General features: G+C 72.6%; 14 protein-coding genes. 9 read left to right on the top strand and 5 right to left on the bottom strand.

All coding sequences use genetic code 11. The features are described from left to right. The first annotated feature begins 243 nt into the window (after window positions 1-243). Window positions 244-1,686, top strand: coding sequence for a dihydrolipoyl dehydrogenase family protein (locus tag ACFWV2_RS24260; RefSeq protein ID WP_384407585.1), 1,443 nt, complete (start codon window positions 244-246; stop codon window positions 1,684-1,686). Between the two features lie 7 nt (window positions 1,687-1,693). Here ACFWV2_RS24260 and ACFWV2_RS24255 read toward each other — a convergent pair whose 3' ends face one another. Then, entirely contained in the window at window positions 1,694-2,356 is a 663-nt protein-coding gene (locus ACFWV2_RS24255; RefSeq protein WP_384407583.1) for a TetR/AcrR family transcriptional regulator, read from the bottom strand. A 187-nt stretch (window positions 2,357-2,543) separates the two neighbouring features. Between ACFWV2_RS24255 and ACFWV2_RS24250 the strand changes: the two genes are divergently transcribed. Further along, window positions 2,544-3,920 carry a purine-cytosine permease family protein gene (locus tag ACFWV2_RS24250; protein WP_384407656.1) on the top strand — a complete coding sequence of 459 codons (1,377 nt, stop codon included), beginning with the start codon at window positions 2,544-2,546 and terminating at the stop codon, window positions 3,918-3,920. A 106-nt stretch (window positions 3,921-4,026) separates the two neighbouring features. Then, window positions 4,027-5,778: an amidohydrolase gene (locus ACFWV2_RS24245; protein ID WP_384407581.1), complete on the top strand. Its 1,752-nt coding sequence runs from the start codon at window positions 4,027-4,029 to the stop codon at window positions 5,776-5,778. 127 nt (window positions 5,779-5,905) lie between these two features. Here ACFWV2_RS24245 and ACFWV2_RS24240 read toward each other — a convergent pair whose 3' ends face one another. From ACFWV2_RS24240 to ACFWV2_RS24230, 3 genes are all read right to left on the bottom strand, one after another. Then, entirely contained in the window at window positions 5,906-6,571 is a 666-nt protein-coding gene (locus ACFWV2_RS24240; RefSeq protein ID WP_384407579.1) for a DUF305 domain-containing protein, read from the bottom strand. A gap of 86 nt (window positions 6,572-6,657) precedes the next feature. Further along, window positions 6,658-7,065, bottom strand: a complete 408-nt coding sequence (locus ACFWV2_RS24235) for a DUF6153 family protein (RefSeq protein ID WP_384407577.1) — start codon at window positions 7,063-7,065, stop codon at window positions 6,658-6,660. Between the two features lie 52 nt (window positions 7,066-7,117). Continuing rightward, complete coding sequence (locus tag ACFWV2_RS24230) at window positions 7,118-7,465, bottom strand: tetratricopeptide repeat protein (RefSeq protein ID WP_384407575.1); 348 nt, start codon at window positions 7,463-7,465, stop codon at window positions 7,118-7,120. 155 nt (window positions 7,466-7,620) lie between these two features. On the opposite strand from ACFWV2_RS24230, the gene ACFWV2_RS24225 reads away from it, so the two are divergent. Beyond that, on the top strand, window positions 7,621-8,586 hold the full coding sequence (locus ACFWV2_RS24225; RefSeq protein ID WP_384407573.1) for a pirin family protein: 966 nt from the start codon (window positions 7,621-7,623) through the stop codon (window positions 8,584-8,586). A gap of 235 nt (window positions 8,587-8,821) precedes the next feature. Here the strand turns inward: ACFWV2_RS24225 and ACFWV2_RS24220 are convergent, their stop codons facing one another. Then, window positions 8,822-9,046, bottom strand: a complete 225-nt coding sequence (locus ACFWV2_RS24220; protein ID WP_384407571.1) for a hypothetical protein — start codon at window positions 9,044-9,046, stop codon at window positions 8,822-8,824. 620 nt (window positions 9,047-9,666) lie between these two features. On the opposite strand from ACFWV2_RS24220, the gene ACFWV2_RS24215 reads away from it, so the two are divergent. The 5 genes from ACFWV2_RS24215 to ACFWV2_RS24195 all read left to right on the top strand — a co-directional run bounded on the left by ACFWV2_RS24215 (window position 9,667) and on the right by ACFWV2_RS24195 (window position 14,224). Next, window positions 9,667-10,647, top strand: coding sequence for a TauD/TfdA dioxygenase family protein (locus tag ACFWV2_RS24215; protein WP_384407569.1), 981 nt, complete (start codon window positions 9,667-9,669; stop codon window positions 10,645-10,647). A gap of 34 nt (window positions 10,648-10,681) precedes the next feature. After that, the gene (gene ssuE / locus ACFWV2_RS24210) at window positions 10,682-11,257 is read left to right on the top strand and encodes an NADPH-dependent FMN reductase (RefSeq protein ID WP_384407567.1); all 576 of its coding nucleotides are present in this window, start codon (window positions 10,682-10,684) and stop codon (window positions 11,255-11,257) included. A 40-nt stretch (window positions 11,258-11,297) separates the two neighbouring features. Continuing rightward, entirely contained in the window at window positions 11,298-12,326 is a 1,029-nt protein-coding gene (locus ACFWV2_RS24205) for an ABC transporter substrate-binding protein (protein ID WP_384407565.1), read from the top strand. A 6-nt stretch (window positions 12,327-12,332) separates the two neighbouring features. Next, window positions 12,333-13,127: an ABC transporter ATP-binding protein gene (locus ACFWV2_RS24200; RefSeq protein ID WP_384407563.1), complete on the top strand. Its 795-nt coding sequence runs from the start codon at window positions 12,333-12,335 to the stop codon at window positions 13,125-13,127. A gap of 323 nt (window positions 13,128-13,450) precedes the next feature. Next, window positions 13,451-14,224 (top strand): ABC transporter permease, encoded by a 774-nt coding sequence (locus ACFWV2_RS24195; protein WP_384407654.1) that lies wholly within the window; start codon window positions 13,451-13,453, stop codon window positions 14,222-14,224. Window position 14,225: the final 1 nt, after the last annotated feature.

Here is a 14,225-nt window from a genome sequence, read left to right as displayed (position 1 = left end):
ACGATGCCATCTTGGCCGGTTCCCGAGACGGCGCGGGAGCGCGGAGCCCCCATGGCGAGCCTAATCCCCCGAACGGACAAAGACGGCGTCGTTACCAGCCACCAGGGGAAACGGCACAGAGCCGCGTGCCGCGGGGGATCGCGACGGCCACCGTCGCGGCACTGCCTGTATCGGCACCCGGAGCGCGCGAACGCCGGACCCGTCACGGGCGCTGTTCCGCTCCCCTGGGCCAGACTGGGACCCATGACGCGAACGGTGGAAGAAGAGCACGAGTACGACGTAGTGGTCCTCGGCGCGGGTCCGGTGGGGGAGAACGTCGTCGACCGGGTACGGGCCGCCGGCCTCAGTGCCGCGATCGTCGAGAGTGAGCTGATCGGCGGCGAGTGCTCGTACTGGGCCTGTATGCCCAGCAAGGCGCTGCTCCGCCCCGCCATCGCCCGCTCCGACGCCAGGAAGGTCGCCGGACTGCGGGAGGCGGTCCACGGTCCCCTGGACGCCTCCGAAGTCCTGGCCCACCGGGACGAGGTCGTCGGCCACTGGAAGGACGACGGCCAGGTGGACTGGCTGGATTCCATCGGCGTACGGGTCTTCCGGGGCCACGGCCGTCTCCTCGGCCCCCGCCGGGTGGAGGTCACGGGGCCCGAGGGGGAGCGTCATGTGCTCGCCGCCCGGCACGCCGTCGCCGTCTGCGCCGGCAGCCGCGCCGTCCTCCCCGAGCTGCCCGGCCTGCCCGGGGCCAGGCCCTGGACCAGCCGGGAGGCGACCAGCGCCGACCGGGTGCCCGAGCGGCTGGCCGTCGTCGGCGGGGGAGTGGTGGGCGTGGAGATGGCCACCGCCTGGCAGGCCCTCGGCGCGAGGGTCACCCTGCTCGTACGGGGCCGGGGCCTGCTGCCCCGGATGGAACCCTTCGTCGGCGAGCACGTGGCGGAGGCCCTCACCGCGCGCGGCGCGGACATCCGTACCGGCGTCGAGGTCAGCGCGGTGGGACGCGACGGGGGTACGGGGCCGGTGACCGTGGTCCTGGAGGGCGGCGACCACGTGGAGGCCGACGAGGTCCTGTTCGCCACCGGCCGCGCCCCGCGCACCGAGGACATCGGCCTGGAGACGGTCGGCCTGAAGCCGGGCTCCTGGCTCGACGTCGACGACAGCCTCAGGGTCGCCGGCAGCGACTGGCTCTACGCCGTCGGGGACGTCAACCACCGTGCGCTCCTGACCCATCAGGGCAAGTACCAGGCCCGTATCGCCGGGGCCGCGATCGCCGCCCGCGCGCGCGGCGACGAGCAGCTGGACGGAGGGAAGTGGGGTGTGCACGCCGCCACGGCCGACCACGCCGCCGTACCGCAGGTGGTGTTCAGCGACCCCGAGGCGGCCGCCGTCGGCCTCAGCCTCGCCGAGGCCGAGCGGGCGGGCCACCGGGTCCGGGCCGTGGACCTGGACATGGGGCAGGTCGCCGGAGCCGGGCTCTACGCACAGGGTTACCGCGGGCACGCCCGGATGGTCGTCGACCTCGACCGGGAGGTCGTCCTCGGCGCCTCCTTCGTCGGCCCCGGCATCGGCGAGCTGGTCCACTCGGCCACGGTCGCGGTCGTCGGCGAGGTCCCGATCGCCCGCCTGTGGCACGCCGTCCCATCGTACCCGACCCTGAGCGAGGCGTGGCTGCGGCTCCTTGAGGCGTACCGAGGCTGACGTTCGGTCAGTCGGGCTCCCCCTGCGGGGTGGTGTCGGCACCGGATGCGACGCCGACGCCGGACGTGTACGCCGGGACCAGTGCCCGCGCGGCCGAGCGCGCCACGTCGAGGGCCGGCCTCGGGTCACGGCCCGACTCCTGGCCCAGGACCGCCCGGGTGCTCAACCCGTCGAGCAGGGCCAGGAGTTCGGAGGCGCGGGCGCCCGGGTCGAGCGGGGCGAACCGCCGCCGCGCGACGCCCGTCGCGAGCAGTGCCTCCAGATCCTCCTGCCACCCCCGGTCGAGCTCCTCCTGGGCCTCGCGCAGCGCGCTGTTGCCGGGGGTGCGGGCCCAGAGTTCGATCCACAGCGTCCAGCGCGGATCGCGAGGGCCGCGCGGCAGGTAGAGCCGGAGGAAGTGGTCGAGCTTGCGCTCGGCCGTGGTCCGCCGGGCGAGCAGCGCGCGGCGCTCCTCGGCGAGCGCCGCCTCGCTCCACCGCAGCGCGGCGAGCAGCAGCAGGTCCTTGCTGCCGAAGTAGTACAGGATGTGGCCGCCGCTCGTGCCGAGCCGCTCCGCGAGCGCCGACATGGTGAGGGAGGCGAGGCCGTCCTCGGCGATCGCCGCCATGGCCTCCTCCAGCATCCGTTCCTGGGTGACGTGCCCGTCCCGCCGTCGTGCCGCCCCTGCCACCGTCCTGTCCCCGTCCTGCCGTCCGGCCGCCGCCTTGCCCCGTCGTACGGGATCGACCCTAACCGCAACCTCCGAAGGTCTTGACGTGGCCTGAACTCATCGCACATCTTGAATGTCATTCAAAAACTTAGAACGGCATTCAAGACAGGAGTGCGGTGTGCTCGGACATGAGACGGCGCGCGTGACCATGGGCCGGGACGAGGTGTTCCAGGTCGAGGAGCACGGGATCGACCCCATACCCGACGCCGAACGGCACGGAGGCGCCAAGGACGTCTTCTGGCTCTGGTTCGGCTCGAACCTCACCTTCACCTACGTCATCAACGGTGCCCTCGCCGTCGCCTTCGGGCTCTCCTTCTGGCAGGCCACCGCCGTCGTCGTCCTCAGCGGCCTCTCCTTCCTCGCCATCGGCGCGGCCGGACTCAGCGGTGTGCGCACCGGCACCGCCACCCTCGTCATCTCCCGCGCCGCCTTCGGCCCCCGCGGCAACTGGCCCGCCGGACTGCTGAACTGGATCGTCAGCATCGGCTACACCATCGTCAACACCGTGGTGGGCACCCTGGCCCTCGAAGCGTTCTTCGCCGACCTCGGCTGGACCGGCGGCCACGCCTCCCGCGCCCTCGCTCTCGCCGTCACCCTCGCGCTGACCTTCGCCGTCGCCCTCTGGGGCCACGCGACCGTCCAGTTCGCCGAACGCTGGATGGCCTACGTCCTCGCCGCCGGCTTCGCCGCCCTGCTCGTCCTCGTGCTGCCCGGCGCCGACACGTCCGCCCCCGCCGCTGCACCCGGCGCCTCCGGCTGGAGCCTCGCCTTCGTCGTCATGCTCGCGGGCCCCTTCTCGTACCTCCCGATGCCCGCCGACTACACCCGCTATCTCCCGCGTACCACCTCCCTCAAGGCCGTGACCTGGAGCGGAGCCCTCGGCGGGTTCCTCTCCTCCGTCGCCCTCGGCATCGCGGGGGTGGCAGCCGCGACGCAGACCGACATGACCGACGCCGTCGCGGGCACGGAGAGTCTGCTCCCGGGCTGGTTCCAGCCGCTCTTCCTCGCCCTGGTCCTCGGCGGCTCCGTCACCAACTCGATCATCACGCTCTACTCGTCGAGCCTGAACCTCCAGGTGCTCGGGATCCCCTGGAGCCGGGCCCGCGCCATCGTCATCAGCGCGGCCGTGACCGCCGCCGGCTCCCTCGGCGCCCTCTTCCTCACCGACTTCACCACCTCGCTCCTCTCCTTCCTCTCCCTCCTGATCATCGTCTTCGCCCCCTGGGGCGGGGTCTTCCTCGCCGACATGGTGCTCCGCCGCTGTACGTACGATTCCGCCGCGCTGCACACGACCGCGGGCGGGGCCTACTGGTACCGCTCCGGCTGGCACCCCGCGGGCGTGACGGCACTCCTCTCCGGCCTCCTCTTCTCGGCGCTCACCTGCGACTCCGAACTGTGGACGGGCCCCCTCGTCGCCCCGCTCGGCGGCGCGGACCTCACCCTGCTCGGCGCGGTGGTCTCGGCCCTGGTGTACGTGCTCCTCGCGCGGGGACGGGTCGGGCGAGCGAGGCGGGCGGGGCCCTGAGCCTCCTGCCGGCACACGGCCGTCCGATACCCCCGTCGGGGTCACCGCCAGCCGTCCTCCCTCCCTCCCGACACCCTCGTATACGTCAGTCACGGAGTCACCCCGCATGAACAGCACGACCCCCGCCCCCGCCACGACCCCCGCCCCCTCGCCGATCCCCGTCGCCACCCCGAATCCCGCCCCCGCGTCGATCCCCACCCCCGCCCAAGCCCACGCTCCCGGCCGCGCCGAGCTCGTCCTCGTCGGAGGCCGGATCCACACCGTCGATCCCGCCCTCCCCGAAGCGCAGGCGCTCGCGGTCCGCGCCGGGCGCATCGTCTGGATCGGCTCCGACACAGAGGCCGCCGCCTGGACCGGTCCAGGCACCCGGGTCCTCGACGCCGGCGGACGGCTCGTCCTTCCCGGCTTCGTCGACGCCCACAACCACGTCCGGCTCGGTTCCGACGACGCCTGCGTCCAGCTCGCGGGCGCCCGGAGCCTCGACGAGATCCACGCCCGGATCCGCGCCTGGCACACCGCGCACCCGGACGCCCAGTGGATCGAGGCCGAGGCCTTCGACTACTCCGCCGTCCCCGACGGGCGCATGCCGACCGCCGCCGACCTCGACCCCGCCACCGGCGACACCCCCGCCGTCGTCCTCAGCTACGACGTCCACACCGCCTGGCTCAACACCGCCGCCCTGAAGCGCCTCGGTGTCGACCGCGACCACACCGACCTCGCCTTCGGGCGGGCGGTCACCGACCCGGCCACCGGCGAACCGACGGGGTTCGTCAAGGACTTCGCCGTCAAGGGGCTCTCCCGGGAGGGCCACCGCGCCCTGCGCGAACTGGGCGTCCCCTGGGCGTCGCCGGACCGGCAGTACGGCCGGCTGGCCAGGAGCCTCGACGACGCCATCGGCTTCGGCATCACCACCGTCGTCGAACCCCAGAACTCCCTCGACGACCTGGCCCTCTTCGACCGCGCCCGCGCCGAGGGACGGCTGCGCTCCCGGATCGTCGCCGCGCTCTTCCACCCGCGCGGTACGACCGAAGCGGACCTGGAGGCGTTCGAGGCGGCGGCCGACGTGTACGCCGACGACCGGCTGCGGGTCGGTCCGCTGAAGCTGTACATCGACGACGTCGTGGAACCGCGTACCGCCGCACTCCTGGAACCGTACGCGGGCTGCTCTCACCACCGCGGCGACACCTTCTACCCGCCCGAGGAGTTCGCCGACCTGCTCACCCGCCTCGACGCGCGGGGCTTCCAGTGTTTCGTCCACGCGACCGGCGACCGGGGCATCCGTACCGTCCTGGACGCCGTCGAGAGGGCCCGCGCCGCCAACGGGCCGCGCGACGCGCGCCACCAGATCGTGCACGTCGAGTGCCTCGACCCGGCGGACACCCCGCGCTTCGCCGCCCTCGGGGTCGTCGCGTGCATGCAGCCCCGGCACGCGGCCCCGGACATCGCGGGCCCCGGCCAGGACTGGGCCGAGAACGTCGGCCCCGACCGCTGGCACAAGGCCTGGCCCCTGCGCAGCCTGCGCGCGGCCGGCGCCGTCCTCGCCCTGTCCAGCGACTGGAACGTCGCCGAGATGGACCCCATGGTCGGCATCCACGCCGCCGTGACGCGCCGCCCGCCCGGCGGCGGGGAGGCGTGGACGGCGGGCGAGACGATCGACGTCGCCGCGGCCGTCGAGGGTTACACGATGGGCTCGGCGTACGCCAACTTCCTCGAAGAGGAACGGGGTTCGCTGACGGTCGGCAAACTGGCGGACTTCGTCGTCCTGTCCCGGGACATCCTCCGCATCGCTCCGGCCGAGATCCCGGGCACGGTGGCGGAGACGGTCGTGGTGGGCGGGGAGGTCGTGGTGGAGCGCTGAGAGAGGGGCGCGGGGCGGGACGGTCGCCGGGCGGCCCGGCCGCGAGGGCCGGGCCGCCGGTGGCCGGTGTACGCGCGGGCGGGCCGCGTCGAGGGCGTACCCGCCTACGCAGGGGACTCGCGCGGGGCTAGAGCCGTTCGAGGATCGTCCGGAGGGCGTTGACCTCGGCGGACTGGGTCCTCACGACGTCGTCGGCGAGTGACTTGGCCGTGGCGTTGCGGCCGTTCCTCTGTTCGTCCTTCGCCATGGCGACGGCGCCCTCGTGATGGGCGATCATCAGCCGGGCGAAGGTGCGGTCGAAGTCCCTGCCCTCGGCGGCGGCCAGATCCTTCATGTCCTGGTCGGACATCATCCCGGCCATGCCGTGTCCGCCGTCGGTTCCGTGACCGGCTGCCTCGGGCCGGCCCCAGCCCTTCAGCCAGGCCTTCATCGTCCGGATCTCCGGGTCCTGGGCCTGCTCGATCGCGGTGACCAGCTCCTTGACCTCCGGGTCCTCCGCCCGGCCGTCGGCGAGCTCCGCCATCTCCAGGGCCTGCTCGTGGTGGGGGATCATCATCTGCGCGAACATGACGTCCGCGTCGTTGAAGGCGCCGGGCGCGGGGCCGACGGCGATGGCGGTGGTGGTGGGGGAGGCGTCGGGGGAGGCGGATGCGGACGGACCGCTGCGGTCCGAACCGCCCGAGGCGCCGGAACCGCTCGTACCGCCGTCCGTGCCGCAGGCGGAGAGCAGAAGCCCGGCAGCGGCGGCGACGAGCGCGTGCGCGCGGGCGGTGCGACGGGTGAAGGCGTGCATGTGGGTGATACCTCGTGGTGTTCGTACAGACGGAGACAGGGCAGGCCGGAGGACGTCTCGCGCGGTGCGAGGCGCCGGTGGTCCGCCTAGATCCGCAGGACGGACAGCCGGGCGAGGTCGGGAGGGCGGGGCGGTGGGCCGTGCGGCCCCAGGGCGGGCGTGAGCCGGGCCAGGTGGACGGCGAGCCATGCGGGACGGCGCCCGAGGGCGGCCCGGACGAGCCCCGCGAGCAGCCAGCCGGCCAGGACGGCCACGCACAGGGTGGTCATGTCCGTGCCGCTGCCCGGTTCGTGCCGGGTGTCGAAACCGTCGCCACCGTGGGAGCCGTGGTGGGCGGCAGCGGTGGCGGCGGTCGTCTCGCCGTGCCCGCCGGAACCCTCGGGGTGGCCGAGGGAGTGCATGAGGAACACGCCGAGCGCGAGCACGACGACGAGCAGAAGGTGCGCGAGGGCGCCTTCCGCTCGTCCGCCGGGTGCCGCTCGGTGGGTACGCACAGCCAGGACCTCCTGGCTGGGGAATATACCGCGCGGGGGTATCAGGACCGCGTCAGGACGGCGGCGTCTCGCCGGCCATGGCGGCGGCCATCCGCAGATGCGGAGCGGCCTCGTCCGCGCGTCCCAGGCGTTCGAGGGTGCGGCCGAGCATCAGCCGGGCGTAGTGCTCGACGGGGTCGCGGTCCAGGACGGCCCGCAGCTCGGTCTCGGCCCGGGAGAGCTGGGCGGAGTGGTAGTAGGCACGGGCGAGGAGGAGCCGCTGGGCCGTCTGCTCCGGGTGCTCGGCGACGAGGCCGCGCAGGATGCGGACGGCGGTTCCGTACTCCTTCGCGTCGAAGAAGAACCGCGCACGGTCCCACCGCTCGCCGGCCGTTCCGAACTCGTAGTACGTGTCGCTCACTTGCGCTCACCTTCCGGCGCTCTGGATCTGCCACCCTGTGAGGTGGTCGATCCGGTCAACACGGCGGGATGGTTGAACATTCCACTATGATCGACTCCGTCTCCCCGGGAGCTGCCAGGCCACCCGAGAACCCGGACAGAATTAGGGTGAGCGACATGAGCAATCTTGATCGTCAGGCCACGCCGACCGTGTGCGGCGGCCGCGGCTTCGTCGCCGCCGAGCCGGTACGGGAACTCCTCAGCCCCCGGCACGTGCGGCTCGGCGAGTCGACCGAGGTCCGTCGGCTGCTCCCCAACCTGGGCCGGCGGATGGTCGGGGCCTGGGCCTTCGTCGACCACTACGGCCCCGACGACATCGCCGGCGAACCGGGGATGCAGGTCCCGCCGCACCCGCACATGGGCCTCCAGACCGTCAGCTGGCTCCACGACGGCGAGGTCCTGCACCGCGACTCCACGGGCAGCCTCCAGACGATCCGGCCGCGGGAACTGGGCCTGATGACCTCGGGGCGGGCCATCTCCCACTCGGAGGAGAGCCCCAAGCAGCATGCCCGCCTCCTGCACGGCGCCCAGTTGTGGGTCGCCCTCCCCGACGCCCACCGTCATGTGGAGCCCCACTTCCAGCACCACGCGGACCTGCCGCAGGTCACCGCCCCGGGCCTCACGGCCACGGTGATCCTCGGCGAACTCGACGGTGCCGCCTCGCCCGGCACCACGTACACCCCGCTCGTCGGCGCCGACCTCGCCCTCACGGCCGGCACGGAGACGAGCCTTCCCCTGGACCCCGACTTCGAGTACGCGGTCCTGGCGATGTCCGGCGAGGCGCACGTCGACGGCGTCCCGGTCCTCCCCGGCTCGATGCTCTACCTCGGCTGCGGCCGCACCGAACTCCCCCTGCGCGCGACCTCGGACGCCGGCCTGATGCTCCTCGGCGGCGAACCGTTCGAGGAGGAGATCGTCATGTGGTGGAACTTCATCGGGCGGTCCCATGAGGATGTCGTACAGGCCCGCGAGGACTGGATGACCACCACCCGCTTCGGCGAAGTGGAAGGCTACGACGGGGGTCGCCTACCGGCTCCCGAACTTCCGCCCGTGGCGCTGAAGCCACGAGGCCGGGTGCGCTGACCCTAGGTGATGAGAGAGGGGACGCCGGCCGTGCGCGCGTCCTGTCCTCGTCACCGCCCGCGACCCGGCTCGGTACGGCGATGACCTCGGCCTCGGCTCCCGGACCGGGATCGCCGAAGGCCGGCGACGATCAGCAGGCCCGGCGTCCAGCGCAGCACGGGATCGCCCTGGTTCTCGGGAGGGCCTGCGTGCCGCCGCACCGGGCGGGCGGCACACAGGCACGGGGTGCGGGCGGTCAGGGCTTCCTGAAGACGGTGACGGCGAGTCCGTCGGCGGTGGTGCTGGTGGAGTCCGTGGCGCCGTGGGTGTCGAGGACCTTCTTCCCCGTGCCGGCGGGCAGGGTCACGTCCACGGCACTGTTCGTCGGGTTGTAGACCACGACGGTGTCGTGGCTGGTGGGGGCACCGGCGTGGGAACTGAGCGCCGAGGTGACGACGGAGCCGTTGATGGTGGTGGCCATCCGGGCCTTCCTTCCCGCAGCACGGTGGTGGCATCACCCGCCGTCCGGCCGTCACCCCCGATCGTGCCGTGCCCCCGGGGCGGCGTGGCGGTCGCATTGCGGGGCCATGAAATCCGGCCATCGTTCTCGGCCGTCCCAGCGGCGCGGCGCACCGTTGTCGGACGCAGGGAAACGCCAGCTCAAATGGGGTGCACAGAGGTACTCGGGGACCTCTGGCGAGCTCCCTCCCAGGGTCTTAGGCGGGGGTTGACCGGGGGTGGGGTCGCTGTCAGGCTCCGAGCCATGACCGCGAACGCACTCCTCGTTCCGCGGCTCAACATCCCCGGCCCGTGCACCGCGCCGGGCGGGTGTCCGGGCCGCTGTCCGGCCCCCTGCCGCGCCTGAGCCCGGCTGCTCCAGGCCCCCACGGCCCGGCGGTGCCCGCCCCCGGTGGCCGCCCCGCCCCGTGCCCCTGCTGACCGGTGCCTCTCGGCCCCCTTGCCGCGGCCCGGCCGGCGCGTCTCCCCGTCTCCCCGTACCCGCGTCGCGTCGTTCCGCGCCACCTCCAGCCCGTCGGGTCGCCCCGTACCTCCATTCCTTCTGCCGCGGAGACAATTCATCCGCCCTGAAAAGGAGTTCTCATGGCCACTGCCACTGCCACTGCCACGACCGCAGCCACCTCCGTCACCGTCGCGAAGATCGGTGGCCGCATCGGCGCCGAGCTCGGCGGCGTACGGCTCTCCGGAGACCTGCCCGCCGCCACCGTCGCCGAGATCCGCGCCGCGCTCCTCGCCCACAAGGTCGTCTTCCTCCGCGGCCAGGACCACCTCGACGAGGCCGGCCACGAGGCCTTCGCCCGGCTGCTCGGAGCCCCGGTCGCACACCCCACCGTCCCTTCCGCGGACGGCCGTTACGCCCTGGGCATCGACTCCCACCACGGCGCCCGCGCCAACCAGTGGCACACCGACGTCACCTTCGTCCCCGCCTACCCGGCCTTCTCCATCCTGCGGGCCGTCACCATCCCCCCGTACGGCGGCAACACCCTGTGGGCCAACACCGCCACCGCCTACGCCGGCCTCCCGGCGCCGTTGCGGGCTCTCGCCGATAGCCTGCGCGCCGTCCACTCCAACGAGTACGACTACGCCGCCCTCAAGCCCGATGCGCTGCCCGAGGCCCTGGCGCAGTACCGCGAGGTCTTCACCTCCACGAAGTTCCTGACCGAGCACCCGGTGGTCCGCGTCCACCCCGAGACCGGTGAACACACCCTGCTGCTCGGCAACTTCGTCCAGCGCATCAAGGGCCTCACCGGCCGCGACTCCCGCCTCCTCCAAGAACTCTTCCAGGCCCACATCGAGAGCCCCGAGAACACGGTGCGCTGGCAGTGGCAGGCCGGCGACGTCGCGATCTGGGACAACCGTGCCACCCAGCACTACGGCGTGGACGACTCCGACGACCACGAGCGCACCCTGCGCCGCGTCACCGTCGACGGCGACGTCCCGGTCGGCCCCGACGGCGAGCCTTCCCGCCTGCTCAGCCCTTCGAGCGTCCCGGACCCGGCGTTCGGCATCGCTTCCTGCGCCTCGGCCCTTGCCACGGGCACCGCCGCAAGCACCGACGCCTGACCGTCCGTCCCGTACGACGCCCAAGGAGCCCCCCGTGCCCCAGCTGCTCGCCATCACCGGCAGCCCCTCCGCCCACTCCCGTACCGCCGTCGTCGCCGACCGAGTGCTGCGTCGCCTCTCCCACTCCGGCTTCGAGACCGCGCACCTCGCCGTCCGTGAACTCCCCGCCGCCGAGCTGCTCTCCGCCCGGCGCGGTGAGCCGGAGATCAGCCGGGCCCTGGCCGCCGTGGCCGAGGCCGACGGCATAGTCATCGCGACCCCGGTCTACAAGGCCTCGTACACCGGACTGCTCAAGGCCTTCCTCGATCTGCTCCCACAGGACGGCCTCGCCGGCAAGACGGTCCTGCCGCTCGTCACCGGCGGTAGCCTCGCCCACGTCCTGACCATCGACTACGCCCTGCGTCCCGTGCTCGCCGCTCTCGGCGCCCGGCACGTCACCGGCGGCCGGTTCGTTCTGGACTCCTCCGTCGAGCGCGGCTCCGGCCCCGACCGACTGCGGCCCGAGGTGGAGCTGGACCTCTTCCAGGCCGTCGACGAGTTCGCGGACGCCCTGCGCGCCGCGGACGCCACGGCGCTCACCACCACCACCGCGCTGACCGCCGCCCCGTAACACAGCCCGCCCCCGCGACCAGTACCCCCAAGGACCCGTCATGCCCACAGCCCTCGCCTCGACCTCCACCTCCCGACGCCAGTTCCTGACCCTGCTCGGCATCTCGGCGGCCGCGGTGAGCTGCGGCACCGCCAACGGTGGCGGGTCCGGCTCTCAGATCAAGACCCTGAAGTACCAGGGCTCGGTGGGTGCGGTCACACTTCCGGAACTCGCCGCGGAACTGGGGTACTTCAAGGACGTCACGCTCGAATGGGTCGGCAACACGACCAGCGGCCCGCAGGACATCCAGTCCGCCGCCACCGGCCAGACCCACTTCGGCAGTGCCTTCAACGGCGCGGTCATCAAGCTCGCCGCCGGCAAGGCGCCGATCAAGGCCGTCATCTCCTCCTACGGCTCGGACCAGTACTCCTATGCCGGCTACTTCGTCCTTGACGACAGCCCGATCCGCACCGCCCGGGACCTGATCGGCAAGAAGGTCGGGATGAACACCCTGGGCGCCCACTATCAGGCGTTGCTCGACACCTACCTCAGCCGCAACGGCCTCTCCAGGGCTGACGCGGCCAAGGTCGAGGCCTTGGTCATACCCCCCGTCAACACCGAGCAGGCTCTGCGTGCCGGGCAGATCGAGGTAGGCGTGCTCACCGGCATCCTGCGCGACAAGGCCGTCGCCTCCGGCGGCATCCGCCCGCTGTTCACCGATGTGGAGCTGCTCGGCCCGTTCAGCGCGGGCACCTACATCATGACCGAACGCTTCATCAAGCAGAACCCGGACACTGTACGGACCTTCGTGACGGGTGTGGCCAAGGCCATCGAGTGGTCGCGCACCACCCCGCGCGAGAAGGTCGTCGCCCGGATGACGGAGATGGTCGAGAAGCGCGGCCGCAACGAGGACACCACCGCCCTGCAGTACTGGCGCTCCTTCGGTATCGCCGAGACGGGCGGCCGGATACCCGACAAGGAGTTCCAGCTCTGGCTCGACTGGCTCGGCGAGCGCGGCGAGATCGAGAAGGGCCGGTTCACGCCGTCCGACCTCTACACGAACGAGTTCAACGGCTACGGAAAGGGCTGACCGGACATGGCGAAGATCGTGTTCGAGGGAGTGCGCAAGACCTTCGGGGACTTCACCGCTCTCGACGGCATCGACCTGGAGATCCGCAGCGGGGAGTTCCTCGTGGTCGTCGGGCCCAGTGGCTGCGGCAAGTCCACGCTCCTCGACCTCCTCGGCGGACTCTCGGCCCCCACGGCCGGGCGGATCCTGCTCGACGGCGAGCAGGTCACCGGGCCGGGTCTGGACCGGGGCATCGTCTTCCAGCAGTACGCGCTGCTGCCGTGGCGCACCGCCCGGGGAAACGTCGAGTTCGGCCTGGAGGCCACCGGTGTGCCGCGTCGGCAGCGCACCGCCCGGGCGAAGGAGTTCCTGGACCTGGTCGGGCTGACCGGCTTCGAGGACCGGCATCCGCACCAGCTCTCCGGCGGCATGCGCCAGCGCGTCGCCATCGCCCGTTCGCTGGCGTACGACCCGGACGTGCTGCTGATGGACGAACCGTTCGCCGCGCTCGACGCGCAGACCCGCGAGTCCCTCCAGGACGAGCTGCGCCGCATCTGGCAGAGCACCGGCAAGACCGTCGTCTTCATCACGCACGGCATCGAGGAGGCCGTCTATCTCGGGCAGAGGGTGGCAGTCATGACCTCCCGGCCCGGCCGGGTCAAGGAGGTCGTCCCGGTCTCCTTCGGCGACCGCGACGGACTGCTGGGGGAGGCCCTGCGGTCCAGCCCGGAGTTCGCCCGCTACCGGCACGAGATCTGGAACCTCCTCCACGACGAGGTGGCCCGCGCCCAGCAACTGGAAAAGGAGGCGGCAACCGTATGACCACCGGAACCGACACCACCCCCCTGGCGGCCGGGGGCCACACGGCCCCGGCCGGGACCACCACCTCCGGCGCCGCGGGCCACACCGCCCCGGCTCCGGCCGAGACCACCGTCCTGACGGCCGCGGGCCTCACAGCCCCGGCCCCGGCCGACACCACCACCGCCGGGGCCGCAGGCCACCCGTCCCCGGCTCCGGCCGACACCACCACCGCCGGGGGGACCGCCCGGGCCGGAGCCCCGGTCCTCACGTCCCCGGCCCGGGCAGCCGTGGCAGCTCCCGCCGCGGCGCCGGCCTCCGTCTCCACCCGTACGGGGTCCGGCGCACTGGCCGTCGCACGCGGCCTGAAGGCCGTCGCCGTCCGGACCGCCGCCCTCCTCGCCCTGACCGCCCTCTGGGAGATCGCCCCGCGCGTCGGCCTGGTCGACGCCACCTTCCTGCCGCCCGTCAGTGAGGTGGCCGTCGCCTGGTGGGAGCTCGCCGGCGACGGCCAGCTCGCCGACCACACCCAGGCCAGCCTGATCCGCTCCTTCGGCGGCTTCGCCATCGCCGTGGCCGTCGCCATCCCGCTCGGCCTGCTCATCGGCTGGTACCGGCCCCTCGCCGACCTGCTGGGGCCGCTGCTGGAGGTCTTCCGCAACACCGCGGCACTCGCGCTGCTCCCGGTCTTCGTGCTCCTCCTCGGCATCGGCGAGACCTCGAAGGTGTCGATCGTCGTCTACGCCTGCCTCTGGCCTGTCCTGCTCAACACCATCAGCGCCGTCCGGAACGCCGACCCCACCCTGATCCGGCTCGCCCGGTCGATGGACCTCTCCACGCCCCGCCTGTTCCAGAAGGTGATCCTCCCGGCCTCCGTACCGGCGATCTTCACCGGCATCCGGCTCGCCGGCGCCGTATCCATCCTCGTCCTCGTGGCCGCCGAGATGATCGGCGCGAAAGCGGGACTCGGCTACCTGATCAACGCCTCGCAGTTCAACTTCGCTATCCCGCAGATGTACGCGGGCATCATCACGATCTCCGCGATCGGCGTCGCCTTCAACCAGCTCCTCGTCACCGCCGAGCGCCGCCTGAGCCTCTGGCGCGTCCCCTCCTCTTCCTAGG

It is taken from the genome of Streptomyces sp. NPDC058671, assembly GCF_042716475.1.
Taxonomy (GTDB): domain Bacteria; phylum Actinomycetota; class Actinomycetes; order Streptomycetales; family Streptomycetaceae; genus Streptomyces.
This window is presented reverse-complemented; position numbering and strand designations above follow the sequence as displayed.

Excerpts from the sequence above, each read along its gene's own strand:
- ACFWV2_RS24215 (WP_384407569.1), top strand. The coding sequence starts at position 9,667 with ATGGCCACTGCCACTGCCACTGCCACGACCGCAGCCACCTCCGTCACC.
- ACFWV2_RS24245 (WP_384407581.1), top strand. The coding sequence starts at position 4,027 with ATGAACAGCACGACCCCCGCCCCCGCCACGACCCCCGCCCCCTCGCCG.
- ACFWV2_RS24240 (WP_384407579.1), bottom strand. The coding sequence starts at position 6,571 with ATGCACGCCTTCACCCGTCGCACCGCCCGCGCGCACGCGCTCGTCGCC.
- ACFWV2_RS24200 (WP_384407563.1), top strand. The coding sequence starts at position 12,333 with ATGGCGAAGATCGTGTTCGAGGGAGTGCGCAAGACCTTCGGGGACTTC.
- ACFWV2_RS24250 (WP_384407656.1), top strand. The coding sequence starts at position 2,544 with ATGGGCCGGGACGAGGTGTTCCAGGTCGAGGAGCACGGGATCGACCCC.
- ACFWV2_RS24260 (WP_384407585.1), top strand. The coding sequence starts at position 244 with ATGACGCGAACGGTGGAAGAAGAGCACGAGTACGACGTAGTGGTCCTC.
- ACFWV2_RS24225 (WP_384407573.1), top strand. The coding sequence starts at position 7,621 with ATGAGCAATCTTGATCGTCAGGCCACGCCGACCGTGTGCGGCGGCCGC.
- ACFWV2_RS24205 (WP_384407565.1), top strand. The coding sequence starts at position 11,298 with ATGCCCACAGCCCTCGCCTCGACCTCCACCTCCCGACGCCAGTTCCTG.
- ACFWV2_RS24220 (WP_384407571.1), bottom strand. The coding sequence starts at position 9,046 with ATGGCCACCACCATCAACGGCTCCGTCGTCACCTCGGCGCTCAGTTCC.